The organism is Tropicibacter sp. Alg240-R139 (assembly GCF_900537075.1).
In the GTDB taxonomy this organism is placed as follows: Bacteria; Pseudomonadota; Alphaproteobacteria; order Rhodobacterales; family Rhodobacteraceae; genus Falsiruegeria.
This window is the reverse complement of record NZ_UNRA01000006.1, coordinates 68,701-94,753: the sequence shown is the minus strand read 5'-3', so window position 1 is coordinate 94,753 and position 26,053 is coordinate 68,701. Positions and strand designations below refer to the sequence as shown.

Here is a 26,053-nt window from a genome sequence, read left to right as displayed (position 1 = left end):
AGACGCGACTCGGCATGCCACTATAAGCCGGTCGCGCGGTAAGAAGCGCCGTTTACGCAAGTCAGATCACTTAGGCAAGAGGGTCAGGGCATGAATCGCGCCACAACGCCGAAAAAAACTTCCGGGATTTGGTCGAATGTAAAGCCGCCCGGATAGGTAAGGATGGCATAAGCCATCGCAGCCAAAGAAATCAACAGGACAATCGCAGAAGCACGGATGGGTCTGTCATCGCTGTAGGCCGAGATCATCGACGGTATCGACAAGACGGCAAAGACCATCCCCAAAACAAGTATCAGATCGGTGTCCATGTCGCGCTCCCCATCAGGAGAGAGCGTATTAGCCCGGATCAGTGTTGTAAATCAGCCGTTCATCACAAGGGGCAACCCGCAAGATGTTGGTGGACCCGGGCACGTTGAACGGCACGCCCGCCGTCACCACGATCTGATCCGTCTCGGTTGCGAACCCGTCCGCCCGTGCAGCACGGGCCGCATTGACGACGGCACTTTTGAATCTTTCCAGTTCTGGCGTCATCACGCAATGGCAGCCCCACGACAGGCACAAGCGCCGCGCCGTGCCGCGCAATGACGTCAGGGCAAGGATCGGAACACCTGGCCGTTCGCGCGCCGTCTTGAGCGCCGTTGTCCCGCTTTGGGTGAAGCAACAAATCGCCTTGATGTCAGTTTTCTCGGCAATCTCGCGTGCCGCCGCCACAATGCCGTCGGCCACAGTTGTGCCCTTGGCCGTGCGCGAGGCGGCGATGATCTGAACATAGGTCGGGTCTGCCTCGACCTCAGTCGCGACACGGTCCATGGTTTGCACTGCCTCGACGGGATAGCCACCAGCTGCCGATTCTGCGCTCAACATGATAGCGTCGGTGCCTTCATAGATGGCCGTCGCCACGTCCGAGACCTCGGCCCGGGTTGGCATCGGGCTTTCGATCATGCTTTCCAACATCTGCGTCGCCACGATAACCGGCTTGGCCGCCGCCCGGCATTTGCGCACCAGGCGCTTTTGAATAGGAGGCACCGCAGCCACCGGAAGTTCGACACCCAAATCACCGCGGGCCACCATGATCCCGTCGGACGCATCGAGGATGTCATCAAACGACTCAACCGCCGCAGGCTTTTCGATCTTGGACAAGATCGCAGCACGGCCATCAGCCAGCGCGCGCGCCTCGAACACGTCCTTGGGCCGTTGCACAAAGCTGAGCGCCAGCCAGTCGACACCCAACTGGCAGACAAACTCCAGATCGGCGCGGTCTTTTTCGGAAAGGGCCGCAAGTGGCAGCACCACATCCGGCACGTTCACACCCTTGCGGTTGGAAATCGTACCGCCAATCACAACCGTGCAATTGGCATGATCCGCGCCGCAGCTGTCCACCAAAAGGCGGATTTTTCCGTCGTTGATCAGCAAATGCGCGCCCGGTTCCAAAGCTTGGAAAATCTCGGGGTGCGGCAGGCAAACGCGGGTTGCATCACCGGGCGCCTCGTCCAGATCCAAACGGAACGACGCTCCCGGCTCCAACTCTTCGGCGTCGCCTGCAAAAACACCCACACGCAGTTTCGGCCCCTGCAGGTCCGCCAAAATGGCAATCGGACTGTCCAGGTCTTTTTCGATCTGGCGGATGATACGGTGCTTTTCGCGGATCTCGTCATGCGAGCCGTGGCTCATATTCAAGCGGAACACATCAGCGCCCGCCTCGTGCAGCGACCGGATCATGTCATAGTTTTCGGACGCCGGTCCCAACGTCGCCACGATTTTCACATTTCTGAGGCGTCGCATGGTGACACTCCCTGTTTCTGCTCATTGTTACCGCAAACGGGTTTGCACCGCTTATCGCGCAATTCCCTTTCTGCGGCAACTGTCCTACACCTGCGACAAAAGGGATGACAGGCACATGACATACACTCCTTTCTACACACACGGTGAGAACAAACCGTCCCGCTGGCTGATCACATGCGATCACGCCTCCAATACCGTCCCGCCTGTAATCAATGGTGGAGACTTGGGTCTGCCGCGCGAAGATATGGAGCGTCATATCGCCTATGACGTCGGCGCCTATGAAGTGTCCCGGCATCTGGGTGAGATCCTGAATGCGCCAGTGCTGGCCTCGAACTTTTCGCGACTCGTGATCGACCCGAACCGGGGCGAAGATGACCCCACACTGTTAATGAAACTCTATGATGGCTCGATCATTCCCGGCAACCGCCACGCGGACACGGCCGAGCGGGAATGCCGGTTGAACATGTGCTATCGCCCCTACCACCGCGAATTGGCGCGGATGGCCGCCCTGCCCCACGCGATCATCGTCTCGATCCATTCTTTCACACGGCAATTGCGCGGCCGCGATCCGCGCCCGTGGGAGATCGGCATTCTTTACACCCCGGATGAGCGATTTTCTCGCCCGCTTATCAATCGTCTGAAGGCCGAGGGCGATCTGACGGTTGGCGAAAACGAACCCTACACCGGTGTGCTGCCTGGCGATGCCATCGACACGCACTGTACTACGCATGGCCGCCCCAATGTGTTGATCGAGTTGCGCAATGATCTGATAGCAGATCACGCAGGGCAGCGGGCTTGGGCCGAGCGTTTGGCACCAATTCTGACTGCGGCGCTAGAGGACAGCGGTCTTTAGCACTCAGGTATGACGCAAGGTCAATCAAGACCGATTTCGACGCTCACAATCTTGTGAGACCATCCCCTGACCCCCATATTATGGGCAAGGAGGACAGCAGATACCCCAGAAAGGAGTGTATCATGACCGTAGAGTTTCTGACCACCGTGTTTGGGTGGATGACCGTTCTGAACATCGGCTTCCTGGCCCTCACCACAGTGATGCTTTTTGCGATGCAGAATTGGGTAACCGGGGTCCACGCCCGGATGTTCAAGATGGAAGAGGCTGACGTGCGCAAAGCGTACTTCGCCTATCTTGCAAAGTACAAAACACTGACCTTGGTCTTTGCCGTGGCACCTTACCTCGCCCTTAAACTGGCCTAGGGCCCAAGCGGAACGCGCAGTCGCGCGCTCCGCCAATTTCGGTTCCGGTTCCATAAAGTCGCCCGCGAAGTTCTGTCCAAGTGCGGAGTCTAAACCGTCACTCCACGATAGGCGAAAACGGGCACAAACCGTCCAACCGCATCCCAATCCATTCAAATACTGGCTAAAAGTTCGGCGTGACCGTGCTCCTGAAGTACATAGCGTTTTCGAGGATCTGCCCTCCCCTCGCGCGCCCGTTGTAACTCTTTCTCCCGGTTGTTACCTCTACGGCAAACCCAAGTCATTCGGAGCCACCCCATGGACCAGCAGACAGAAATCGAACTCCAGGCCGCCGCCTTTCGCCGCCTGCAAAAGCACCTGATGGAAGACCGCACCGACGTGCAGAACATCGACATGATGAACCTGACCGGCTTCTGCCGCAATTGTCTGTCGCGTTGGTACCAAGAAGCGGCCAACGAAAAAGGTATCGAGATGGACAAGGGTCAAGCGCGCGAGATCTTTTACGGCATGACCATGGACGCGTGGAAAGCCAACTATCAGACCGACGCCAGCCCCGAAAAACAGGCCGAGTTCAAAGTCGCGTTTGAAGAAAACGTGACTAACAAGGGCTGAACACCACGCCCTGATCTTGCAAGGCATCAAACTCGGCTTGGCCAATCCCCAACTCGGCCAGAATCTCCCGGCTGTCAGCCCCATGCACACGCGGTGCGTGGTCCAGCGATGGCCCGCCGTGATCAAAACCGAAACCAGCCACTGCGAGCGCCACATTGTCGACTGACTGGATCACCGGACGCGTGGCCAACTGTTCTTCCTGCAAGGTTTCGGCCAATCCGCGCACTCGCGCTGCCGGAACATGGGCCGCATTCAGCCTGTCTTCCCACTCGGCTGCTGATCGCGACATGAGCGCCTTAGCCAAAACCGCTGCATCTTCCTCCCGCCGCGCACCAATCTGCGCCCGGGGCGTCGCCTGAATGGCATCCGCCCGCGCGTCCTCTCCAATCACGCGCATCAGGTTGGCCATCTGCGCGTTGGAGAAGGCGCCAATCATCAGCTGACCCTCTGCGGTGTCATAAGTCGCATAGCCCGCAAGACTGGGATCATGATTGCCATGCGGCTTGGGCGCGCGCCCCGTCGCCAAGGCCGTCGCGGTATGCGAGTTCATCAACATCAGCGCACAGTCCGACATCGACACGTCGATCCGCCGCCCCAGACCCGTCCGCGACCGCCCAAACAGCGCGGCCGAGATCGCCATGGCCGCCTGCACGCCGGTGCCATAGTCCACCATCGCGGGGCCAACCCGCACCGGATCGCTGTCAACCTCGCCGTTGGCAGCCATGATCCCGGTATAGGCTTGGATCACTACGTCATAAGCCGCATGGCCTGCCTTGGGCCCGGTCGCACCGAACCCGCTAATCGCACAATAGATCAAATCGGGTTTCAACGCGGACAGGCGATCATAACCTAGTCCCAGATCCTCAACGGCGTGTGCCGTGTAATTCTGCACCAAAACATCTGCCGTCGCAACCAACCGGTCGAACACCGCCCGACCCTGCTCTGACTTCAAGTCCAGCGCCAAAGCCCGCTTGCCCCCACCCTGCGCCTGAAACGACAAGCCCATGCCCAGGGCGTTCAGAGCGGCATCTGCCCCTTCGGCGCGGGTCATGTCGGGCTGATCCGCAGGCTCGATCTTGATGACCTCGGCCCCCAGAACACCCAGCTGATAGGCACAAAAGGGACCGGCAAACACATGGGTAAGGTCCAGCGCCCGCAGGCCTTCGAACGGTCTCATAAAAAGTCCTCCCTCAGGTCAGGCTGACCCAAGGGAGGATTGCAAACTGTTCCATTCTCGTCAGAGACGCGTCGCGTTCTGCGCTTTAGATCGCGGCTTTAAGGCTTTCATCCAGGTAGATCTCGCGCAGGCGTTTGGCGATCGGACCCGGAGCGCCGTCACCCAGCTGAACGCCGTCGATCTCAACCACTGGCATCACAAAAGCCGACGCCGACGTGGTGAACGCCTCGTCCGCCTCTTTCGCCTCGTCGATGGTGAACAGACGCTCTTCGACTTCCATCTGCGCCTCGGTCGCCATGCGTAGAACTGCCTTGCGGGTGATGCCGTGCAGGATGTCGGTCGACAGCGGGCGGGTCACGATCTTGCCGTTCTTGACGAAATACGCGTTGTTGGATGTGCCTTCGGTCACGTGACCGTCCTCGATCAGCCAAGCGTCGTCGCAGCCGGCCGCTTTGGCCATCATCTTGCCCATCGACGGGTACAGCAGCTGCACGGTTTTGATGTCACGGCGGCCCCAACGGATATCCTCGATCGAGATGATCTTGGCACCCTTCTTGGCAGCCGGGCTGTCGGCCAGACCCGGCTTGTTTTGGGTGAACAGCACGATGGTCGGTTTGGTGTCCGCTGAAGGGAACACAAAGTCACGGTCGCCATCACTGCCGCGTGTGACCTGAAGGTAAACCAGACCTTCGTTGATGTCGTTCAGTTCAACCAGCTTGCGGTGGATTTCCAGCAGTTCGTCCTTGGTGCAGGGCTCGGCCATCTGCAGCTCGTCCAGCGAGCGTTTCAGGCGCACGGCGTGACCTTCGAAATCGATCAGCTTGCCGCCCAGAACGCTGGTTACCTCGTAAACGGCATCTGCCATCAGGAAACCGCGGTCAAAGATCGACACCTTGGCCTCGGTCTCGGGCAGGTATTCGCCATTCACATAAACAGTACGGGTCATGTTTGTCTCCTCAGCCCCAGAGGTCCGTTTCAGGCGGATGCACTCCGGCGTCGTCAAAATTCAGCGGTGTGTCGCGGTCTTCGGCCAACAAAAGCGGGCCGTCAAGGTCGGTTACAACTGCACCCTGTGCTACCAGTGTAGCAGGAGCCATCGCCAGCGAGCTGCCAACCATGCAGCCCACCATGACCTCGTACCCTTCGGCCAGGGCCGCATCGCGCAATTTCAGCGCCTCGGTCAGGCCGCCGGTTTTGTCGAGCTTGATGTTGACCACATCGTATTTGCCCTGGAGCTTGGGCAGGCTGGTGCGATCATGGCAGCTTTCGTCAGCACACACCGGCACCGGACGATCCATCCCGATCAGCGCGTCGTCTTCGCCTGCCGGCAGGGGCTGCTCGACCAGAGCAACACCAAGGCGCACCAAATGTGGCGCCAGATCGGCATAAACTTCGGCGGACCACCCTTCGTTGGCATCCACGATAATCGTGGAATTGGGCGCGCCTGCGCGAACCGCTTCTAAACGCGGCATGTCATCGGCGGTGCCCAGCTTGATCTTTAGCAGCGGACGATTTGCGTTTTCTTCGGCCTGCTTGCGCATGTCTTCGGGAGAGGCCAGCGACAGCGTATAGGCGGTGATCTCAGGCCCCGGAGCGTTCAGCCCTGCCAGATCCCACGCCCGTTTACCGGCGCGTTTGGATTCCAGATCCCACAGGGCGCAATCAACCGCGTTTCGCGCGGCGCCCGCAGGAAGCAGATCCATCAGGCCTTCGCGGTCGAATGTGCCGGGCAATCCCCGGATCTCGGCCTCAACCGATTCCAGCGTCTCATCATAGCGGGCATAGGGCACGCATTCGCCGACGCCCTGATGTTCGCCATCACTGATCCGCACCGTCAGCACATGTGCCTCGGTTCGTGATCCGCGCGAGATCGTGAACACCTGCGCCAGTTTGAACACATCACGGGTGACTTCTATCTGCACGCGCCCCCTCCTTCTTCTCGTTCAAAATACGGCCACCGGAGGCGGATCAACCCCTCCTCCGGCGGCACGCTTAGATCAGATTGCAGCCAGTGCATCCACCAGCTTTTCCGCACCGAAACGGAACGGGTCGGTAGCGGGCAGGCTCATGTCGGCTTCCAGCTCGGCCAGATAGGCCTTGGCCTCATCCTCGGGCATGTGCTGGGTGTTTACCGAGATGCCGACAACCTGGCAGGCCGGGTTGGCAACTTTGGCCAGCGCCAGTGCCATGTCACGCAGTTCAGCCAGCGAAGGCTGCTGATAATCGGGCAAACCGCGCATGTGCTCGCGAGTCGGCTCGTGTGCCAGCACCAGCGCGTCGGGTTGACCGCCGTGGATCAGGGCCATGGTAACACCCGAATAAGACACGTGGAACAGGCTGCCCTGCCCTTCGATGTGATCCCAGTGGTCTTCGTCATTGTCAGGTGTCAGCCATTCGACCGAACCCGCCATGAAGTCGGCAATCACGGCGTCCAGCGGAACACCGTCGCCGGTGATCAGGATGCCGGTCTGCCCGGTGGCGCGGAACGACGATTTCATGCCGCGCCTGCGCATTTCGGCATCCATGCACAAGGCGGTGTACATCTTGCCCACGGAACAGTCGGTGCCCACCGCCAGAACGCGCTTGCCCTTGCGCTTGACGCCATTGGCGATTGGATACTCGACCTCGGGCACACGCACGTCGTGCAATGTGCCGCCGGTGGCTTCGGCCACGGCAACAAGGTCCGGTTCGTCGCGCAGCAGGTTGTGCAGGCCCGATGCCAGGTCGAACCCTTCTTCCAGCGCCATCACCAGCACTTTTTTCCAGGCCTGGCTGATCACGCCACCCCGGTTGGCCACACCGATGACCAGCGTCTTGGCGCCAGCCGCCTTGGCTTCGGCCAGGTCCATGTCTTTCAGGCCCAGATCGGCCTTGCAGCCCTCCATGCGGAACTGGCCAACAGCATTCTCGGGGCGCCAATCCTTGATGCCGATGGCAACCTTGGCTGCGAGTTGGTCGGGCGCATCGCCCAAAAACAGCAAATACGGTGTCTCGATCATTGCGGTGCACTCCTATTCTTGATTCTGGCTTATGCTAATGAAGCGGCCTCACGAGCACTTCGCGTTGTGACGAGTTTGAAAACCATCAAAGGGAGAATTTTGCGTGATCGATCAGGGTTGCGCAAAAATATTCCAAGTTTTCACTTCGATTAAACTTTGTGCAGCTTATTGGCCACTCACGTCGAAGATGCTGCGCCGGCAATGCTGCATCTGCACAAACAGCCTTGCGCTGCGGTGCGCAATTTAATACCCCATTTCCAAAGAAAATCGAAATATCCTTACTTTCGCAACAGGAGATCACATGAGCTTCCGCATTCAGCCCGCTGCCCCCGCGCGCCCCAACCGCTGCCAATTGTTCGGCCCGGGCTCCAACACCAAACTCTTTCCTAAGATGGCGGCGTCTGCTGCGGATGTGATCAATCTCGATCTCGAGGATTCGGTGGCTCCCTCCGATAAGGACGTGGCCCGCGCCAATGTGATCGAGGCGCTGAACAACGTCGATTGGGGCAACAAATACATGTCTGTGCGCATCAACGGCCTGGACACGCCCTATTGGTATCGCGACGTGGTCGACCTGATGGAACAGGCCGGTGACCGCATTGATCAGATCATGATCCCCAAGGTGGGCTGTGCCGAAGACGTCTATGCGGTCGACGCTCTGGTCACCGCTATTGAGCGCGCCAAGGGCCGCACCAAGCCGGTGAGCTTTGAGGTGATCATCGAATCCGCCGCTGGCATCGCCCATGTCGAAGCCATCGCCGCCTCGTCCCCTCGTATGCAGGCGATGAGCTTGGGTGCTGCAGATTTTGCCGCCTCGATGGGCATGCAGACCACCGGCATCGGCGGCACGCAGGAAAACTACTATATGCTGCGCGAAGGTGTGAAGCATTGGTCGGATCCTTGGCACTGGGCGCAAGCCGCCATCGTCGCGGCCTGCCGCACGCATGGCATTCTGCCGGTCGACGGACCCTTCGGCGATTTCTCGGACGACGAGGGGTACATCGCGCAAGCCAAGCGTTCGGCGACGTTGGGCATGGTCGGCAAATGGGCCATCCACCCCAAGCAGATCGCATTGGCAAACGAGGTCTTCACCCCATCCGAAGAAGCCGTATCCGAGGCCCGCGAAATCCTGGCCGCAATGGAACAGGCCAAAGCCAACGGCGAGGGTGCCACCGTCTACAAGGGCCGTTTGGTCGACATCGCTTCGATCAAACAGGCCGAGGTGATTGTCGCCCAGTCGGAACTGATCGCAGCCGGGTGACACTTTCCCTGCAATTCATGCATAAATGGGGCGTCCAACCGGGCGCCCCTTTTCATTTTGAGATACAAAAATGACCGATCTGACCCTGTTTCACACCGCCGATGTGCATCGCGCCACCTTTGATGCACTGGCCAACCGCCTCGCGCCCGAGGCGAAGCTGACGCATGTTGTCCGTCCCGATTGGCTCGAGCGCGCGCAGGGTGGGATTGACGTCGCACTGTCAGACGAAATCCTGACCGAGATCGCCCTTGCCCCCAACGCGCTGTGCACCTGCACCAGCATTGCCCCGGTTGCGGTTGATGCTGGTGCATTGCGTATTGATCGCCCGATGATGGACGCGGCGGCGGCCACCGGTGGTCCAGTGCTAATGGCCTATTGCCTGGACAGCACGCTTGCGCCGTCGTCCGACCTGTTAACGCAGGCGTTTGCAGAGATCGGTAAGGCCCCGGGCATCCATCCACTCCCGCTGCCGGAGCTGTGGGAGCTGTTTGAAACCCAACGGCCTGAAGACTTTGCCAAACAAATCGCCAAGCGCATAGATCAGGCCATTGACCAACGACCCGAGATAACTTGTGTGGTTCTGGCGCAAGCCTCCATGGCTCAGGCAAGCCAATATGTGACAACGCCTGTGCCTGTTCTGTCCTCGCCGGAACTGGCGCTGCGGCATGCGCTCGGCCTCTCCTCGGCGGGATAACGAAACAGCGACATTACCGGCTGTGCATCCGCCGCTTGCAGTCCCGCGTGGTCGACGTCGCGGCCTCGGACGCGTCATGGTAGGCGCCGAACCACGTCCCATGGCATTTTCGAATTGCCATAGCTGCACTCGCAAAACCGATGATGCGATTGGTGAAGAGCCAAGCAAAAAAACGGCCCGCCAAGTGTAGGGCGAGCCGCAAAATGTTCACGTTCGAATGCTGTCAGATCAGTGGCCAAACACGCCGTTCTTAACCCACTGCATCTTCTTTCCTTTTGCCCCCATACGCATCATCAGACACGAGGTGTTGAGACGGTTGAAGTACAGGATATCCAGCTTGTACCAGCCCGCCTGCGGCACCTCGACCTCGGACACGATGGTGCTGTCACAGGTCTGGCGGCCATCGAAACGCCCCACGCGCTGCCCGCCAATGCGGGCATCAATCCCGTCGTTTGTAAAAAAGTCGATCTGATAGACGCCCGGCGCGTCAAAGCGGATGTATCCCTTGATCGACGCGGCAACATTCTCAGCTCGACCCGAAGTCAGAGTCGGATCGCCCTTGTTGTTGTCACGATAATCCAGCCCGCGCAGCGGGGCGCCGCGTTTCGCACCGGATTTCAACACCGAACGCGCCTCGGACAGGTATTTGATATGCTGGCCTTCCTTGGCAAACCCATAGGTCACAGACAACCCGCCTTTCAGGCCCCCAGGCTGCGGGCTGGCAGGTTTCAGCTTCAAAGGCGCAGCACCGGCTGCGGTCGCGATGATCAACGACAGCGCGGCGGCGGCTCCGATCAGAATGGATCTCATATTGGTCTCCCTGTTGAGGACGTTGCTGTCGGCTTTTGCCGATCTTTTGCAACGGAAATGCTACAAGCAGGAGCGAGCCTAGGCGGCAAAACCCATCGCGGCAAGGGTTGAGGCGTTCACATTTTCCCCTGCACAGACTCCGCCGGTCAAGCGCGCAAGTCTTTGGGAGAGCCGATAACCACGTAAGATGTGATCGACGTGACATGAGGCAACGTGCCAAGAACTTCGGTATGAAAGGTCTTGTAGGCCGGCAAGTCAGCACATTCGACGCGCAAAAGGTATTCAATTGTGCCCGTAGTGTTGTGGCACTCCACAACCTCGGGCACCTGCCGCAACGCTTTCTCGAATCCTTCCTGCGTGGCTTTGCTGTGCTCGCCCAACCCGACCCCGATATAGGCCACAAACCCAATACCTATTGCAGATGGGTTCAGCACCGCACGATAGCCGGAAATCACGCCCGATCGTTCAAGTTCTTGCACACGTCGCAAACAAGCCGAAGGCGACAGGCCCACACGATCAGCGAGTTCCAGGTTGGATATGCGACCGTCATGCGACAATTCATGCAATATCTGTTGGTTTATTCTATCATTCTTCATCATTAGTTGTGCAGATTGGACATCTTAAACACAAAACGCAATTTCATTTGCCCCAAAATCCGCAAATCTGCGCGCAATGACCCACGACCTCCTCCTTGCGCTTGTCGCTTTCGCCTTCGTGTCCTCAATCACACCGGGCCCCAACAACCTGATGCTCATGGCGTCAGGTGCAAATTTTGGGTTCCGCCGCACGATCCCCCACATGCTGGGAATCGGGCTCGGTGTCGTGTTCATGATCTTGTTGGTTGGGGCTGGCCTGATTCAGGTGTTCGACGCATTTCCCGTCACCTATCAAGTCCTAAAATTCGTATCAGTGGGCTATCTCTTGTTTCTCGCATGGAAGATCGCAACTGCGGCCCCGATCGAAAAACAAGACTTCGACAGTTCACCAATGAGCTTTTTTCAGGCCGCCGCGTTTCAATGGGTCAATCCAAAGGCGTGGACCATGGTCCTGACAGCGACCACAGCCTATACCCCCAACCAGACGCTCGGCGCTATCTTGATCGTAGCTGTGGTCTTTGGTGCGGTGAATCTGCCCTCCGTCAGCACTTGGACCGTGTTGGGTCAGCAAATGGCGCGGATTCTGACAAACCCGCGCCGGTTGACCCTGTTCAACTGGGCGATGGCCTTGCTGCTGGTTGCCTCGCTTTATCCGGTTCTGTTTCCCTAACGCAGGTCACTTCAACGGCAGGCAGATCTCGGTCAACAGATCTTCGGGCGCGGTAGCGCGCGGATTGTTCAGACTGACTTCATAGCAGGGCGCATCTGCGGGTTCTTCGCCGCTTGCAGGCAACCATTGCCCGAACAAAGCCTGATAAGCCGCCGCCAGCCCGGAATACGGGCCCTTGTGAATCATGACGGCTGTCTTCCCGCCGTCAATCACCCATTCTTCCATCCCCTGAGGGATATTATCGCCGCGCCATTCGGCCCCGGCCAGGCTGTTAAGTTCTGCCTCGGGCACGACTTCGGGGTTATCCAGATAAACGCCAATAACTGGCCCTACCTGAGGCCACAGCCCACGTGCTTCGCAGATGGCGCCAAATTTCTCAAAGCTTTGGCCGATGGTATAATACGCCCCCTCGTGGCGCAGCATCGCCAGGCGGCGTTTGGGTTCGGTTCGGATTTCGGTGGGATGCATGGGAAATTCTCCTGGATCAGGTTTCGACAAAGGCGGGCGCAAACGCCCTGCTTGGCGAAACGGACCCGGACGCTGTCCGAAATCATCCGCAAATGCGCGGGCAAAGCTGGCCGCATTGGGATAACCGCAGCGAGCAGCAATTTGTTCGACCGGCCAGCCTGTCTGGACAAGCCAGACCGCGGCTCGGTTCATTCGCATCCTGCGCACGGCTTGTGCACAGGTCTCACCAGTAATCGCCCGGAACACCCGGTGCCAGTGAAACCGCGACATCGCAGCCTCGTCCGCCAGCCGATCCAGAGACAAATCCCCCGCAGGGTTGTCGTGGATGTAGGTCAGAACCCGCAACAGGCGGTCTTCGTATCGGCCCGACATTGCGCCCTCTTTGGTCTGTTTCGCATCCCAATTGGTGCCATAATCGCAGTTCACAAATCTTGCTGAGTTGCATCTGCGGCAAGCTGACGTCATATAACCAGCAAATTCCGCGTTGAGAGGCGTCATGACTCAGTATCTGGATTTCGAAAAACCCCTGGCCGAGATCGAAGGCAAAGCAGAAGAGCTGCGTGCAATGGCACGCGCCAATGAAGAGATGGACGTAGCCGAAGAGGCCGCCGCTCTGGATGCCAAGGCCGCCTCGTTGCTCGAAGACCTGTACAAGGACTTGACGCCTTGGCGGAAATGTCAGGTGGCACGCCACCCCGAGCGTCCCCACTGCAAAGACTATATCGACGCGCTATTCACCGATTACACGCCGCTGGCTGGGGACCGTAATTTTGCGGACGATCACGCCGTTATGGGCGGTCTGGCTCGATTTGATGGCCAGCCTGTCGTCGTCATTGGCCACGAAAAGGGCACCGACACCAAATCCCGGATTGAGCGTAATTTTGGCATGGCCCGTCCCGAAGGCTATCGTAAGGCGATCCGCCTGATGGAGATGGCCGGGCGCTTTGGTCTGCCGGTGATCACGCTGGTAGACACCCCCGGTGCCTATCCCGGCAAAGGCGCCGAAGAGCGCGGCCAATCCGAGGCCATCGCACGGTCGACCGAAATGTGCTTGAAAATCGGCGTGCCACTGGTGTCTGTCATCATCGGCGAAGGTGGTTCGGGCGGTGCGGTTGCCTTTGCCACCGCCAATCGAGTGGCGATGCTCGAACATTCAGTGTACTCGGTGATCTCTCCCGAAGGCTGCGCCTCGATCCTGTGGAAAGACGCCGAGAAAATGCGCGAAGCGGCCGAGGCCCTGCGCCTGACGGCCCAGGATTTGCACAAACTGGGCGTGGCGGATCGCGTTATTGTCGAGCCCAAGGGCGGCGCGCATCGCGATCGCGTCGCGGCTGTTACATCGGTCGGCCACATGATCGAAGCGATGCTGGGCGAGCTCAAGGATATGGACGGTGATGCCCTGGTGGCAGACCGTCGCAAGAAGTTCCTGGACATGGGTTCCAAGGGGTTGGCGGCCTAAGCACCTATCATATCAAACAGACAAAAAAGGGTCCGTTGCATGCCTGCCCGGACCTTTGCTTTTTTGGATCTGACAAGCCGGAAGCGCTCCCGCCCGTCGTCGATGCCCCTTACGGGCCTCCTCCTCCCGTTGGGCCGGGCGCCGGGCTTTGCCCGGAGCCCGGCCCAAAACCGCTAGCGGTGCCGACAAAGTCGGGATCGCTCGGGTGCGGGAGCCGCCCTTTTTGGTGTGGCATTACATAAGCAACTTAAGAGCACCCCTTACCCCCGCAAACGCTGCAACAAGGCCGCCGAAGGTTCCCCTGTCACCGACAGTCCATTGGCACTCTGATAGCTGCTGATCGCTGCCTTGCTCTTCGACCCGATCACGCCGTCTGCTCCGCCAGTATCGTATCCAGCCTTCGTCAGTCGGGTTTGCAGCTCTTTCCGATCATTCAGGGTCAACCCATTTGCATCCGGTCCAAATGGTGTTTTGAGCGGACCCCCACCTGCGATCCGATCTGCAAGGTGTCCAACCCCCAACGCGTAGCTGTCCGAGTTGTTATATCGCTTGATCACCGAGAAATTCTTGAACACTGCAAACTGCGGCCCCGGCTTTTGTGGCTGGATGACGGAAACCGGAGAGGCCGACCTGGCAGCTGCCGACCCGACCTCACCGCCCCAGGTTTGCCCACGCACCCAGCCTGATCGCTGCAGATACGCAGCAGCCGAAGCCAAAGCATCAGTGGGATCATCCGACCAAATGTCACGACGGCCATCGCCGGTGAAATCCACCGCATAAGCCAGGTAAGACGTCGGGATGAATTGCGTATGCCCCATCGCCCCGGCCCAACTGCCGGTCATGTTGGCAGGCGTCGTATCACCGTTCTGCAGGATCTTGAGCGCCGCCACGAGTTGCTTTTCGAAAAACGCGCCGCGCCGCCCGTCATAAGCCAGCGTCGAAAGCGCCGAAACTACCGGTATGTCGCCGCGCCGCGCGCCGTAACGGCTTTCGAGCCCCCAAATGGCCACCACGATCTGCGGCGGCACGCCATAGCGCCCCTCAAGCTGCGTCAAAAGCGTGCGATAGCGCGTCAACATCTGCTTGCCGGTCGCGATCCGCTCGTCCGAAGCGGCAATGGCCAGGTAATCCTCAAGTGTGCGTTTGAATTCGGTCTGGTTTCGATCTCGCTCGATCACGATGGGCAAATACCCTGCCCCGCGAAAGGCCGTGTTAATTGTGGACTGGGAAATCCCTTGTGCTGCGGCGCGGGCCTTGAACCCATCAACCCAAGCGTCCCACCCGGCGTTGGGAACCGATTGCACCCGAGGCTTGGCGGCTGGGGTGGCCACATTGTTCGACCCACAGGCCGACAACGCCAAAGCCCCAACACCAAGCGAGAAAAACCTGCGATCCATCATGACAACACCTGCTCATTGTTTTGCAGGCAGGATACCGCGATCAGGCGCGCCAAGCCAGCAGGCGTTTTTCGAAACTCCCGATGATCCAGCTGGTCAGGACGCCTAGTGCCGACAGAATGACCACACCGGCAAAAAGCCGCTCAAGATCATAGAGCGATCCGGCCTGCAGGATGTAGGCACCGACGCCGTATTCGGCCCCTAGCATCTCGGCTGCGACCAGCAGGATGATCCCGATGGCAAGGCTGACACGCAGGCCCGACAGGATGCCGGGCAACGCACCGGGAAGGACGATCTTGCGCACGATGGACAGCCAGCTCAGGCCAAAGCTCTGCCCCATGCGGATCAACCCGCGATCCACGTTGTCGACTGCGCCGTAGGTGGCCACGATGGTTGGGGTAAAGGTGCCCAAAGCGATGAGGGCGTATTTCGATCCCTCGTCAATGCCGAACCAGATCACGAACAACGGCAAAAGCGCGATCTTCGGAATCGGGAATATCGCAGCCACGACCGGCACCAATCCAGCGCGAACATAAGAAAAGAGCCCGATCAGCACGCCAATGCCAATGCCAGCCGAAACCCCCAGCAAAGACCCTACAATCAACCGGGTCAACGATGGCCCCAAATGGGTCCAAAGTACCCCGGACTGCGCCAGATCGAACAGCGTTGCCCCAACATCCGACGGCCGCGGCAAGGTCAGGTTGGTAATCCAACCAGCGCGCGTGCCCCACTCTAAGAAGAGCAGTACGAAGACAAAGACCAATACGCCCACGCCGCGCTTGGATTGCGGGCGGAACCCGCCACCTCGAAAGGGCACATGTTGCTCAGCCATGGACAAGTTCCTGATCAGCCGCCAAGGCCTCGTCCCGCATCAGGTGCCACAGGCGCGATTGCAGCGCGTCCAGTTCCGGCAACCCCGGCGCACGTTCAGACAACGGCAGGTCAATCTGGATCACCTCGCGGATTCGCCCAGGGCGTCTGGACAGAACCGCAATCTGGTGCCCCAGTCGAACGGCTTCGGCCAGGTTGTGAGTCACATAGACGGCGGTGAACGGCTGGCGGGCCCAGAGGCTCACCAAATCCTCCATCAGCAGTTCGCGCGTCTGCGCATCGAGCGCCGACAGAGGCTCGTCCAGCAGCATCACCGCCGGGTTCACCGCAAGCGCGCGTGCAATAGCCACCCGTTGCTTCATGCCCCCCGATAGCTGCCGGGGCAGCGCATCCCGGAAATCGCTAAGCTTTGTGCGGGCCAGAACACTGTCGATGATCTGGTCGATCTCAGCTTTGGGCAGACCGTGATCCTCAAGCACCAGCGAGATGTTCCCCGCCACGCTGCGCCATGGCAACAGGGCAAAGTCCTGAAACACGAACGTCAGCGGGTTGAGGCACCCCTCGGGCGCCTCCCCCCCTTGCAAAACCCGCCCCTGATCCGGCTGCTCCAGCCCCCCCAGCATGCGCAGCAAGGTCGACTTGCCGCAGCCGGATGGGCCGATGACACATAAAATCTCGCCCGCAGGAATGCGCAGCGACACGTCATCCAGCACCAGCATGTCGCCATAACGGTGGGTCAGGTGGTCCAGAGTCAGGTCCATACGCGCGTCAGATCGTCGGTGCGTAAGACGAGTCGACAAGCGCCTCAGAGGTAATGCTGTCCTTGATCAACCCTTCGGATTTGAACCAGTCCAACTGATCTTGCACGCTTGACATGTTCAGGCCCGCGTTCTGATTGATCCGCATTGCGCCGTTGCGAATGGATTTCTCTGCCTTTTCGAACGGGCGGTCCGCGTAGACGTATTTGTGGATCAGTTTGACCATGTCGGTCGCTGCCTCATCCCCAGCGGTTTTGTCCACCAAGGCCGCGTTGAAATCGTCGGCTCCGCGCGAAAACGCACGCAGGAACGCCTCGGTCTGGCCGCGTTCGTTCGCCGCGTTCTGGGCTGAGGTAAAGACGGTCGTGACCTGATAATTCGGGATGTAGTCGGCCACATTACCGATGATCTTGACTGCACCGGCGCCAGCCAACCCCTTCGCGATGTGCGGCACGATCGACCAGGCGTCGACTTGTCCGGACTTCATCGCACCGATGATTGCGCCGACTTTTTGCAGCGGCTTGAACTTGACCGATACGCCCTCGGCGGCGGCGATCTTGGACCCCATGTAATGAAACGATGATCCTGCCTGCGTGACGGCATAGTTCTTGCCCGCCAATGCTGCAGGGCTGGTCAAGCCAGCCTCATAGGCCGCATTTGACGCCAGGATCTTTTGCCCGTCGATTCCCTTTTCCTCGCTCAGAGCACCACCAATCACCTTGGTCGCGCCCTTTTCGGCAAGGCTCACCAGACCACCGGAAATGGCAGTTACGGCATAGTCAGCATCACCCGAGGCAATCGCCACAGCCATGGGTTGCGCGGCCTGAAAGAACTTGAACTCGACATCCAGCCCCTCGTCCGCGAAATACCCTCGCTCGAACGCCACGAAAGACGCCGCGTGGCTGGTGAACCGCAAAGCCCCTACAGTCATCTTCGTATTGGCCAGTGCCGGAGCTCCCAGCATCGGCAAAGTGGCTGCACCACCCAATAGGCCCATAGCGCCGCGGCGTGAAAAAGTGGTCATGATCTCTCTCCCCTGAAAATTCCGTCTCACTTTAAGACTTTGTGGAATCGCAGCGCAATCCCACAAACGCGCATCTCAGGTCACCAACAACCGCAAGCCCTGCGTCACGTCCGAGCGCACTGCCAGTCGCAGGCCCGGTTCGTCCCCCGCCTTGAGTGCGGCAATGATCAACCTGTGCCCCTGTGGCGGGTCGGTTCGACGCAACCGACCATAAAGCGCGCGCATCGTCGGCCCCAGTTGCAGCCAGACGGTTTCGGCCATGGCCAGCATCGCCGGGGCTTGTGCGCGCAAATAGAGCGTACGGTGGAATTCCAGGTTAGAGCGGATGTACCCCACGGCGTCGCGTTTGGTGACCATTTCCGCGACATTCATGTTGATACTCTGCAAGCGGTCGATCAGCGCGATATGGGCCCGAGGCAAGGCCCGACTGGCTAGTTCGACCTCAAGCAGAGCACGCAGCGCGGCCAGTTCCTCAATCCGATCGTTGGTCAGCTCAGGTGTGGACACCCGACCCGATGCGGATAGAAACAACGCCCCTTCAGCAACAAGCCTGCGGACAGCTTCGCGGGCTGGCGTCATCGACACTCCGAACTCGGCCCCGATCCCCCGCAGTGTCATTGCCTGGCCGGGAGCAATCTCTCCATGCATGATCCGGGTTCGCAACATGCGATATACTCGGTCGTGGGCGGAAGCGGTCTGTTCGGTGCTACGGGCGTTCATCATGGCCCCTATATGTGATCACATATTGAAAACGGGTCAACCATCGAACCGATAGCGATGCAGGGATGCGCCCTCGTCCCGCAGCCATTGCCGCTGCTCGCGGTATGGGCCATGAATATCCTCGACCAGATCCCAGAAGGCTTGCGAATGGTTCATCTCGGCCAGATGCGCGACCTCATGCGCCGCCACATATCGCAACACCGGCGGGGGGGCCAAGATCAGCCGCCAAGAATACATCAGTCCACCCTGCGCCGTACAAGAGCCCCAGCGAGACCGGGTGTCCCGGATCGAAATCCGCGAATAGGACCGCCCCAGGCGCGCACTGTACTGGTCCGAAGCCTCGGCCAGTCGATCGCGCGCCAGTTCCTTGAGGAACCGTTGCACACGACGTGGCGCGGACGTGGCGGGCACCAAGATCGCATCATCCGACAGGACGACGTTGCGCCCCTTTCCCACATCAACCCGACGTTCCACACCTTCGACCGGGATGTTGGACCCGATGTCGATCATTTCATTGGACTGACGCGCATCCAGGTGAGAGCGAATCCAATCTTCTTTCTCTGCTGCGAACTCCAGCGCATGACGCTCGGGCAGCCCATTCGGCATGGTCAGCGTCACCCGGCCATCCAGCTGAGAGATCCGCAAACTGATCCGGCGGGCCCGTGCCGACCGGCGCACCGTCAACGGTACGGGCGGATGTCCGGGCAGTTGGTGATCGGCCATGCGGCTCCCCATTTGCTCAAAGGCTTTGACAGTGCCCACGTCATGTGGCACCTGACCTGAATCGTCGACGACTCACCTGATATCAAGGGGATTTCACATGCCCAAGGAAGAATGGGGTGTAAAACGCGTTTGCCCGACCACCGGCAAACGTTTTTATGACCTGAACAAAGATCCGATTGTTAGCCCCTACACGGGCGAAATCGTGGAACTGGAAACCGGCAAAAGCCGTATGATTGCTGCAGATGCTGAAGATGCAGCAACACTAAAGAGCAAACAGTCCGCTGACGCAGAAGACGTCGTGCTGGATGATGATGACGACGTTGATGTCGATCTGGGCGATGATGTTCTGGATGACGACGATGACGAAGGCGACGTGTCGCTGGACGAAATCGCAGACGTTGCTTCAGAAGACGAAGACTCCTGAATATTGAGCGGGCCGGGCAATTCCCCGGCCCTTTCATTTCGGGCCAGGCTCGCTAACTGCGCCACAAAAAACGAGGTCAAAATATTTTGACAATGGGTGTTTTTTGTCTTGCGCTCTTGCCTGTCCTTTCATAAACGTCCGTCCACCGCAGCAGCGGTGGCATGGGGCCTTAGCTCAGTTGGGAGAGCGCTTGCATGGCATGCAAGAGGTCAGGGGTTCGACTCCCCTAGGCTCCACCATTCTCCAGACGATCCGGAACTCAAGACACGCTCTGATAGAGCGATTGTCAGACCATGTTCAGCACGGTCAGCCCAGCCCTCAGATCACAGGGTCAACAGCCGACCATATCCATTGACCGCATCGCCAAGCCCGATTGCCCGCAACGTTTGCCAATAGACAGCCGCGTTACAGGCCACGATCGGCTTGCCATATTCCGCTTCCAGCTCCTCGATCAACGAGACCACGGGTAGGGCCGTTCCGACCTGCAATATGGCGTCACAGTCAGACTTCGCCATCCGGGCAAACACGGCGCGAATATCATCAAGGGGCGTTTCGCAAATCTCGGGCAGCGAAGGCGCGCAAGTCCCCTCGATGGCAACCACCTCGAACCCGGCTTCTTCGGTATTGGCCTTCACATGTTGGTCGATCTCGGCATTGAACGGTGTCACCACCGCGACCCGCTTGGCCCCCAACGCGCGAAGCGCCGCGTGATCGGCGACCGAAGCATTCAGAACCGGTACCCCCACAGCAACCTCTAATTCGCTACAGCGCCGCGCCAGCCGGTCAACACCGCCTGGGCCCGCATCCGTGGTCAACCCGATGCACAAAGCCGCCGGGTTGCAATCCATCAGCTTGCGCGCTTCGTCGATCAGATCCTCTGACACGGCATCTCCGCCCAAGCGAAACCGCTGCATCTGGTTGGTTACGCCTTCGGGGCGCAGCAGCTCCAGTTCGGGTTGCACGACGGTGTTCATGGCGGGGGTCATGACGCCGATGATGGCACGAGGGGCAAGAGTATCAGCCATTGTCGCCTCCGGTCAGATGGGCATCCAGGCCGGTCATCGCGCCGACATAGATGCCATCGCCAACAATTGCGCCCATGCCCTGTTCAAGATCCTTGGCGCAATCAAACCGGCTCTCCCAGATGCCAAGGGTCTGATTTGTATGGGTGATCGGGATGAACCGATGAGTCGAGACATAGTTCTGTACTGGCAAGGGACTGTCGATGATGTCGTAGGTATAGAAGTGATCCACATCCGACAGTTCCAGAAGAGTTTCGCGAAACACCGTCCCGTCCACGATGTCGAGATGTCGGATACTGCCCACAGATGTGGCTGTGCCTGTTTCCATGCGAGCAGAGGTCACACCAGGGTTCCACTGGGACACACCATCGAATGCGCGGACAGCGGACCAAACCGCATCAATCGGCGCATCCAGGATCATGCTTCGATACACATGCATGGGCAACTGCTCCTTTGGGTTAAACCGATGTTAAATCCCGACCCTGGGCCATAGGCCCGTAAAAACCGACTTCATCATGTCGTTTTTTCGAAAGCAACCGTCTCAATCAACGCGTTGCCTGAAAGGGCGCAACAGGATCGGAACAGGCATTGGTACGGCGGGCAAGAGAACAACAGACGCCACGCGGGATTCGCGTGACCCCTCCGCCCCGGGGCGGCACCTTTCGCCCGTTGGGACCCCGGCGCCTGGACCAGATCACTCAGGCCGCCTTTGATATCCTTGAAAAGATCGGCCTGGCCGACTGCCCCAAAGACGTGGCTGCATTGGCCATCGAACAGGGTGCAAGGTGCCGTGACGATGGCCGCTTGTGCTTTCCGAAGGCCATGATCGACGCCACGCTGGCCAAGGCCATGAAACGCATCAACCTGCCGGGGTTTTCCGAGGATTTCGGCCTGACCATCGGCGGCGGTCACGTTCACATCGGCACAGGCGGCGCTGCGGTCGAGGTGCCTGATGACGCGGGCGGGTTTCGCCCAGCGCAACTGTTAGACCTCTACCGGCTCATGCAAATCGTGGGCCGCACTGAAAACATCCACTACGGTGTGCGCCCCATCGTGGCACGGGACATGGAAACGCCCTGGGACTTGGATGCAAACACCGCCTTTGCCTGCCTCAAGGCTTGCCCCAAGCCAATCGGGATCAGCTTTGACACCGCCCTTCACGTGCCACGTATCGCCCAGATGTTCGACATCGCTTTGGGCGGCGAAGGCCGGTTTAGACAGCAACCTTTCTGCATGGGCATCATCGTACATGCGGTGTCCCCCTTGCGCTTTGCGCCCGAAGGGGTCGAGATCATGAAGGCCGCGATCAAGGCCGGAATGCCCCTGCAAATCTGCACCGCCGCACAGGCCGGCGCGACCAGTCCCGTGACCCTGGCCGGTGCCCTGGCCCAAGGGCTGGCCGAGTCATTGGCCGGCTTGATCATCGCCAATGTGCTCAGCCCCGGTTTCCCGACGATCCTGGCCTTCATGCCCTTCATCAGCGACCTGCGCACCGGCGCGATGACCGGCGGCAGTGGCGAAGCTGCCGTGGCCAACGCCGCCGCCGCGCAGCTGTTGCTGAACCTCGACATCCCCGCGACCGTGTCGGCCGGCATGACGGACGCAAAGGTGCCGGATGCGCAGGCGGGCTATGAAAAGGGCTATACCGTTGCCTTGGCCGCACAGGCCGGGGCGGACATGATCAACCTGAGCGTCGGCATGTTGGGTTCACTCATGGTCGCCTCGGCCGAGGCGCTGGTCATCGACGATGACATGTGCGCCGCCATCCTCCGCTCGGTGCGCGGGGTCGAATTGGCCGATGACGCGCTGGACCTGGACATGATCGAAGCGGTCGCCAGCGGCCCCGGTCACTATCTGGGCGAGGCGCAAACGCTGGCCCGGATGCGCACCGAATACGTCTATCCCGCGCTGGCCGACCGGCAAAGCGTTCAGGACTGGCAAGAGGCCGGGCGCCCTGCCCTGACGGATCGCGCCAAAGACCGCGTGCGCGAACTGACAGCGCGACCCCCAACCCATTTGCCCAAGGATCGCGAAGCCGCCATTCGCGCGGCATTCGACATTAAGCTGCCAGAGGATCATCCATGACCACCCATAAACGCGTCGTTGTCATTGGTGGGGGCGCCGTGGGGTGTTCGATCCTGTATCATCTGGCCTTGGCAGGTGTGACCGATACTCTGCTGTTGGAACGGGACGAACTGACCAGCGGCTCTACCTGGCACGCGGCGGGTAATATCCCAACCTATGCGACCTCGTGGCTGGGGATGCGGGCCGGGAACTATGGCTGGCAGCTTTACAAGGATCTGGGCGACACCGTCGACAGCGCGATCACCTATCGCCACACCGGTGCATTCTGGCCCGCCCACACCAAGGAACGGATGGAACTGTTCGGCCACCTCGAAGGGATCGCAGGCAGCGCCGGGTTCGATCTGCATCGCCTCAGCCCGTCCGAGATGGACGCCATGCACCCGTTCTGGTCCCCCGATGACACCGTTCTGGGCGGGATCATGGACCCCTACGAGGGCGACATCGACCCGAGCCAGTTGACACAAGCGCTCGCCAAAGGGGCCCGAGAAAAAGGCGCGCAGATTAAGCGGTTCTCGCCCGTGACCGGCATCACCCGCACGGCCAGCGGCGATTGGCAGGTCACAACCGCGACCGAGACGATCACCGCCGAAATCGTCATCAACGCCGCCGGGTTCTATGGCGCCAAGATCGCTGCAATGGCCGGGCTGCAGGCCCCCGTGATCACGCTGGAACATCAGTATCTGGTGACCGAACCCTTGGCCGAGCTGGACGCCCACCCCGACCTCTTCCCACTGGTGCGTGACCCGGACATCCGGTTCTATCTCAGGCGCGAGCGCAACGCATTCCTACTCGGCTCTTACGCGCACGCGGGACGCCCGGCCTGGCCCACCGACGGCCCGCCGGATGACTTTGCCCACCAACTGTTTCCCGACAGTATCGAGGACATCCTTGACGTGCTCGATGACACCATCGCGCACGTCCCCCTGCTGGCCAAGGCAGGCGCGCAGCGGTTCGTCAACGGTCCCATCGCCTATGCTCCGGATGCCCTGCCTCTGGTCGGGCCCGCGGCTGGTGCACCGAATTTCTATCACGCCACCGGGGTGCAGGTGGGCATCACCCATTCGGCCGCCATCGGCAAAGCAATGGCCGAATGGATCACCCAAGGTGAAACCGAATGGGATCTGTCCGCCTGGGACCCGCGCCGGTTCGGCGATTGGGCCACGCCCGATTACGCCCACGCCCGCGCGTCCGAACATTACGATTTGCAATACGCCATCCCCTATCCGCATCGGAACATGCAATCTGGCCGCCCGCTGCAACGCACGCCGCTGTACGACCGGCTCAAAGCCTCTGGCGCGGTGATGGGCCAGATCGGCGGGTGGGAGCGTGCGTTTTGGTTCGAAACACCCGACCACCCCGACACCGGCGCGTTGAGCTATAACGAAGAGCCCTGGCACGCGGCCATACGCGACGAGATTGAAACCGTCGCCAGCTCCGTCGGTGTCATGGACCACGGCGGCTTTACCAAATTCACGGTCGAGGGCCCGGGGGCCGAGGCTTATCTGGACAGCGTGTTCTGCGGCACCCTGCCCAAACCGGGACGCATCAAGCTGAGCTACATGCTCACCCCAAATGGGCGCATCTATTCCGAGGCCACCATTGCCCGCCTGTCCGAAGACTGTTTTGTCTTATGCGGTCCGACCCTGGCCAGCCTACGGGATTTTGACCTGCTGTCAGAACAGTTGCCCGATACCGGCGTCACCCTGTCGATGGGGCATCAAAAGGACGGCGCGCTGATGGTGATGGGCCCCAAGTCGCGCGAATTGCTTGCCGGGTTAACCTCTGCCGATCTGTCCGCGGCTGCCGCGCCTTGGATGTCGGTGGCAGAATGCCAGATCGCGGGCGTGGACGTCATCGCCATGCGCGTGTCCTATGTCGGCGAACTGGGGTGGGAGCTGCATGTGGCAAGCCGCGTTCTGCCCACGCTGTACGAGGCGATCATGGAACGCAGCGCGGAATTTGGCATTGGCCAGTTCGGCTCTTACGCTCTGAACTCGATGCGGATCGAAAAAGGGTATCACGGATGGGGCGCTGATTTCGGAACCGAATACACCCTGTTTGATGCCGGATTACAGGGGTTTGCCAAAGCCGACAAAGGCACGTTTCAGGGACAAGAGGCGCTGATGGAACACGCAGGCCAACCCGCCGAATGGGAATGGATCGGGTTGGAAGTGACCCAAGCCTCCCCAGAGCCTCTGGCATCCGAACCTATCGTCAAAGACGCCAAGGTCATCGGTTACGTCACCTCGGGCACCTATGGCATCCGCACCGGCAAGACGCTGGTTCTGGGTTATGTGGAACGCGGGACATTGACGATGGGCGAGGCCTGCCATGTTCGCATTCTGGGCGAGGATCACACAGCGATCCGGCACAGCCCCGCGCAATTCGATCCGCAGAACCTACGCCTCAAACAATAACGTTCAACTCAGCACTTGCAGATAGCGGCGCACCGCCTCGGGGAAACCCATCACCAAAGCATCGGCCGTGATCCCATGGCCAATAGACACTTCGGCCAGATCGGGAACAGTCTCTTTCAATGCGGGCAAGTTCGACAGCGTCAGGTCGTGCCCGGCATTCATCGTCAGCCCCCGTAAGCCAGGCTGTGCGTTATGCCCTGCCTGTCGCGCCGCATGGGCGGCTTCACGCAATTGGCCCAATTCCTGAACATGATCGGATCGTTCAAACAATGCCGCGAAGGGACCTGTGTAAAACTCGACCCTATCCGCTCCGACCCCTCCTGCCGCAAGGACGTCAGCAGCGCGAACATCAACAAAGAGAGAGACCCGCTGACCGTTTGCATGCAGGGCGCCGATTGCGCGGTACAACAGATCGTGGTCCTTCTCGACCTGCCATCCGTGGTCCGATGTGGACTGAGAGGGGTCGTCCGGCACCAACGTCACCTGATGCGCCTTTGATGCCATCGCCAAGTCGAGGAAGTCCGGCGATGGATACCCTTCGACGTTGAACTCGGCCTCTGGGTATTCCGACACAATCAATGCGGCCAGGTCATGAACATCGCTGAATCGGATGTGGCGTTGATCCGGGCGCGGGTGGACCGTGATCCCATGCGCGCCAGCGTCCAGCACAAGGCGCGCGATGTCCACCACATTTGGCCACGGCATGTCCCGGCGGTTTCTCAGGAACGCAACTGCATTCAGGTTGACCGAAAGCTTGGTTGGAACTGCGGCAATCTCATCCAGCATAAAATAAGCCCTTAACGCATCGACATCACTCGTGCTTTAGCAACCATGCTGTCCGCCCAGAACCTCCAATCTTGGACAAACGAGCTAGACCAATTTTTTGTCCCGGCGATCCCTCACTTACAT

The 26,053-nt window shown here is 59.8% G+C and carries 28 protein-coding genes and 1 tRNA gene; 11 read left to right on the top strand and 18 right to left on the bottom strand.

Annotated features, from left to right (window positions below; translation table 11 throughout):
* Nucleotides 1-83: 83 nt before the first annotated feature.
* Nucleotides 84-308 carry a hypothetical protein gene (locus G6R15_RS19580; protein WP_164661655.1) on the bottom strand — a complete coding sequence of 75 codons (225 nt, stop codon included), beginning with the start codon at nucleotides 306-308 and terminating at the stop codon, nucleotides 84-86.
* A 28-nt stretch (nucleotides 309-336) separates the two neighbouring features.
* Nucleotides 337-1,782: a pyruvate kinase gene (gene pyk, locus G6R15_RS19575; RefSeq protein ID WP_164661654.1), complete on the bottom strand. Its 1,446-nt coding sequence runs from the start codon at nucleotides 1,780-1,782 to the stop codon at nucleotides 337-339.
* A 115-nt stretch (nucleotides 1,783-1,897) separates the two neighbouring features.
* Between pyk and G6R15_RS19570 the strand changes: the two genes are divergently transcribed.
* The 3 genes from G6R15_RS19570 to G6R15_RS19560 all read left to right on the top strand — a co-directional run bounded on the left by G6R15_RS19570 (nucleotide 1,898) and on the right by G6R15_RS19560 (nucleotide 3,609).
* Complete coding sequence (locus G6R15_RS19570; RefSeq protein ID WP_164661652.1) at nucleotides 1,898-2,635, top strand: N-formylglutamate amidohydrolase; 738 nt, start codon at nucleotides 1,898-1,900, stop codon at nucleotides 2,633-2,635.
* A 122-nt stretch (nucleotides 2,636-2,757) separates the two neighbouring features.
* Nucleotides 2,758-2,997, top strand: coding sequence for a DUF6868 family protein (locus tag G6R15_RS19565; protein ID WP_164661651.1), 240 nt, complete (start codon nucleotides 2,758-2,760; stop codon nucleotides 2,995-2,997).
* 297 nt (nucleotides 2,998-3,294) lie between these two features.
* A complete protein-coding gene (locus G6R15_RS19560; RefSeq protein ID WP_164661650.1) occupies nucleotides 3,295-3,609 on the top strand; it encodes a DUF1244 domain-containing protein in 315 nt (104 codons plus the stop codon).
* Here the strand turns inward: G6R15_RS19560 and G6R15_RS19555 are convergent.
* The 4 genes from G6R15_RS19555 to dgcN form a co-directional block, all read right to left on the bottom strand.
* Nucleotides 3,596-4,786, bottom strand: a complete 1,191-nt coding sequence (locus tag G6R15_RS19555) for a CaiB/BaiF CoA-transferase family protein (RefSeq protein ID WP_164661649.1) — start codon at nucleotides 4,784-4,786, stop codon at nucleotides 3,596-3,598. The two genes, G6R15_RS19560 and G6R15_RS19555, sit on opposite strands and share 14 nt — an antisense overlap.
* An 85-nt stretch (nucleotides 4,787-4,871) precedes the next feature.
* Nucleotides 4,872-5,732: a D-amino-acid transaminase gene (locus G6R15_RS19550; protein WP_164661648.1), complete on the bottom strand. Its 861-nt coding sequence runs from the start codon at nucleotides 5,730-5,732 to the stop codon at nucleotides 4,872-4,874.
* A gap of 10 nt (nucleotides 5,733-5,742) precedes the next feature.
* Nucleotides 5,743-6,708, bottom strand: a complete 966-nt coding sequence (gene dgcA, locus G6R15_RS19545) for an N-acetyl-D-Glu racemase DgcA (protein WP_164661646.1) — start codon at nucleotides 6,706-6,708, stop codon at nucleotides 5,743-5,745.
* Nucleotides 6,709-6,783: 75 nt separating this feature from the next.
* A complete protein-coding gene (gene dgcN / locus G6R15_RS19540) occupies nucleotides 6,784-7,785 on the bottom strand; it encodes an N-acetyltransferase DgcN (RefSeq protein WP_164661645.1) in 1,002 nt (333 codons plus the stop codon).
* A 301-nt stretch (nucleotides 7,786-8,086) separates the two neighbouring features.
* On the opposite strand from dgcN, the gene G6R15_RS19535 reads away from it, so the two are divergent.
* Together G6R15_RS19535 and G6R15_RS19530 are read left to right on the top strand one after the other, a co-directional pair.
* Complete coding sequence (locus G6R15_RS19535; RefSeq protein ID WP_164661644.1) at nucleotides 8,087-9,046, top strand: L-malyl-CoA/beta-methylmalyl-CoA lyase; 960 nt, start codon at nucleotides 8,087-8,089, stop codon at nucleotides 9,044-9,046.
* 70 nt (nucleotides 9,047-9,116) lie between these two features.
* A complete protein-coding gene (locus G6R15_RS19530) occupies nucleotides 9,117-9,740 on the top strand; it encodes a hypothetical protein (RefSeq protein ID WP_164661643.1) in 624 nt (207 codons plus the stop codon).
* 228 nt (nucleotides 9,741-9,968) lie between these two features.
* Here G6R15_RS19530 and G6R15_RS19525 read toward each other — a convergent pair whose 3' ends face one another.
* Together G6R15_RS19525 and G6R15_RS19520 are read right to left on the bottom strand one after the other, a co-directional pair.
* Entirely contained in the window at nucleotides 9,969-10,550 is a 582-nt protein-coding gene (locus G6R15_RS19525; protein WP_164661642.1) for a hypothetical protein, read from the bottom strand.
* Nucleotides 10,551-10,696: 146 nt separating this feature from the next.
* Entirely contained in the window at nucleotides 10,697-11,149 is a 453-nt protein-coding gene (locus G6R15_RS19520) for an Lrp/AsnC family transcriptional regulator (protein WP_164661641.1), read from the bottom strand.
* Between the two features lie 73 nt (nucleotides 11,150-11,222).
* Between G6R15_RS19520 and G6R15_RS19515 the strand changes: the two genes are divergently transcribed.
* Nucleotides 11,223-11,816 (top strand): LysE family translocator, encoded by a 594-nt coding sequence (locus G6R15_RS19515; protein WP_164661640.1) that lies wholly within the window; start codon nucleotides 11,223-11,225, stop codon nucleotides 11,814-11,816.
* A 6-nt stretch (nucleotides 11,817-11,822) separates the two neighbouring features.
* On the opposite strand, the gene G6R15_RS19510 is transcribed toward G6R15_RS19515, so the two are convergent.
* The gene (locus G6R15_RS19510; RefSeq protein ID WP_164661639.1) at nucleotides 11,823-12,656 is read right to left on the bottom strand and encodes a GyrI-like domain-containing protein; all 834 of its coding nucleotides are present in this window, start codon (nucleotides 12,654-12,656) and stop codon (nucleotides 11,823-11,825) included.
* Nucleotides 12,657-12,780: 124 nt separating this feature from the next.
* Between G6R15_RS19510 and G6R15_RS19505 the strand changes: the two genes are divergently transcribed.
* Nucleotides 12,781-13,743 (top strand): acetyl-CoA carboxylase carboxyltransferase subunit alpha, encoded by a 963-nt coding sequence (locus tag G6R15_RS19505; protein WP_164661638.1) that lies wholly within the window; start codon nucleotides 12,781-12,783, stop codon nucleotides 13,741-13,743.
* 260 nt (nucleotides 13,744-14,003) lie between these two features.
* Here G6R15_RS19505 and G6R15_RS19500 read toward each other — a convergent pair whose 3' ends face one another.
* The 6 genes from G6R15_RS19500 to G6R15_RS19475 all read right to left on the bottom strand — a co-directional run bounded on the left by G6R15_RS19500 (nucleotide 14,004) and on the right by G6R15_RS19475 (nucleotide 19,196).
* Nucleotides 14,004-15,143 (bottom strand): lytic murein transglycosylase, encoded by a 1,140-nt coding sequence (locus G6R15_RS19500; RefSeq protein WP_164661637.1) that lies wholly within the window; start codon nucleotides 15,141-15,143, stop codon nucleotides 14,004-14,006.
* A gap of 40 nt (nucleotides 15,144-15,183) precedes the next feature.
* Nucleotides 15,184-15,972: an ABC transporter permease gene (locus G6R15_RS19495; RefSeq protein WP_164661636.1), complete on the bottom strand. Its 789-nt coding sequence runs from the start codon at nucleotides 15,970-15,972 to the stop codon at nucleotides 15,184-15,186.
* Nucleotides 15,965-16,732, bottom strand: coding sequence for an ABC transporter ATP-binding protein (locus G6R15_RS19490; protein WP_164661635.1), 768 nt, complete (start codon nucleotides 16,730-16,732; stop codon nucleotides 15,965-15,967). The genes G6R15_RS19495 and G6R15_RS19490 overlap by 8 nt, the downstream gene beginning before the upstream one ends.
* A 7-nt stretch (nucleotides 16,733-16,739) precedes the next feature.
* The gene (locus G6R15_RS19485) at nucleotides 16,740-17,753 is read right to left on the bottom strand and encodes an ABC transporter substrate-binding protein (protein WP_164661634.1); all 1,014 of its coding nucleotides are present in this window, start codon (nucleotides 17,751-17,753) and stop codon (nucleotides 16,740-16,742) included.
* 75 nt (nucleotides 17,754-17,828) lie between these two features.
* Nucleotides 17,829-18,473, bottom strand: a complete 645-nt coding sequence (locus tag G6R15_RS19480) for a GntR family transcriptional regulator (protein WP_373456019.1) — start codon at nucleotides 18,471-18,473, stop codon at nucleotides 17,829-17,831.
* Between the two features lie 36 nt (nucleotides 18,474-18,509).
* Complete coding sequence (locus G6R15_RS19475) at nucleotides 18,510-19,196, bottom strand: M48 family metallopeptidase (protein WP_164661632.1); 687 nt, start codon at nucleotides 19,194-19,196, stop codon at nucleotides 18,510-18,512.
* Between the two features lie 97 nt (nucleotides 19,197-19,293).
* Here G6R15_RS19475 and G6R15_RS19470 point away from each other — a divergent pair, with 97 nt between their 5' ends.
* Together G6R15_RS19470 and G6R15_RS19465 are read left to right on the top strand one after the other, a co-directional pair.
* Complete coding sequence (locus tag G6R15_RS19470) at nucleotides 19,294-19,620, top strand: TIGR02300 family protein (protein ID WP_164661631.1); 327 nt, start codon at nucleotides 19,294-19,296, stop codon at nucleotides 19,618-19,620.
* A 163-nt stretch (nucleotides 19,621-19,783) separates the two neighbouring features.
* Nucleotides 19,784-19,859 (top strand) — tRNA-Ala (locus tag G6R15_RS19465).
* A gap of 84 nt (nucleotides 19,860-19,943) precedes the next feature.
* Here G6R15_RS19465 and G6R15_RS19460 read toward each other — a convergent pair.
* Both G6R15_RS19460 and G6R15_RS19455 read right to left on the bottom strand, forming a co-directional pair.
* Nucleotides 19,944-20,645 (bottom strand): hypothetical protein, encoded by a 702-nt coding sequence (locus G6R15_RS19460; RefSeq protein WP_164661630.1) that lies wholly within the window; start codon nucleotides 20,643-20,645, stop codon nucleotides 19,944-19,946.
* Nucleotides 20,638-21,081 (bottom strand): SRPBCC family protein, encoded by a 444-nt coding sequence (locus G6R15_RS19455; protein ID WP_164661629.1) that lies wholly within the window; start codon nucleotides 21,079-21,081, stop codon nucleotides 20,638-20,640. The genes G6R15_RS19460 and G6R15_RS19455 overlap by 8 nt, the downstream gene beginning before the upstream one ends.
* Before the next feature lie 194 nt (nucleotides 21,082-21,275).
* Here G6R15_RS19455 and G6R15_RS19450 point away from each other — a divergent pair, with 194 nt between their 5' ends.
* Together G6R15_RS19450 and G6R15_RS19445 are read left to right on the top strand one after the other, a co-directional pair.
* The gene (locus G6R15_RS19450; protein ID WP_164661628.1) at nucleotides 21,276-22,727 is read left to right on the top strand and encodes a trimethylamine methyltransferase family protein; all 1,452 of its coding nucleotides are present in this window, start codon (nucleotides 21,276-21,278) and stop codon (nucleotides 22,725-22,727) included.
* Nucleotides 22,724-25,144, top strand: a complete 2,421-nt coding sequence (locus tag G6R15_RS19445) for an FAD-dependent oxidoreductase (protein WP_164661627.1) — start codon at nucleotides 22,724-22,726, stop codon at nucleotides 25,142-25,144. The genes G6R15_RS19450 and G6R15_RS19445 overlap by 4 nt, the downstream gene beginning before the upstream one ends.
* Nucleotides 25,145-25,147: 3 nt before the next feature.
* Here G6R15_RS19445 and G6R15_RS19440 read toward each other — a convergent pair whose 3' ends face one another.
* On the bottom strand, nucleotides 25,148-25,930 hold the full coding sequence (locus tag G6R15_RS19440) for a pyridoxine 5'-phosphate synthase (protein ID WP_164661626.1): 783 nt from the start codon (nucleotides 25,928-25,930) through the stop codon (nucleotides 25,148-25,150).
* Nucleotides 25,931-26,053: the final 123 nt, after the last annotated feature.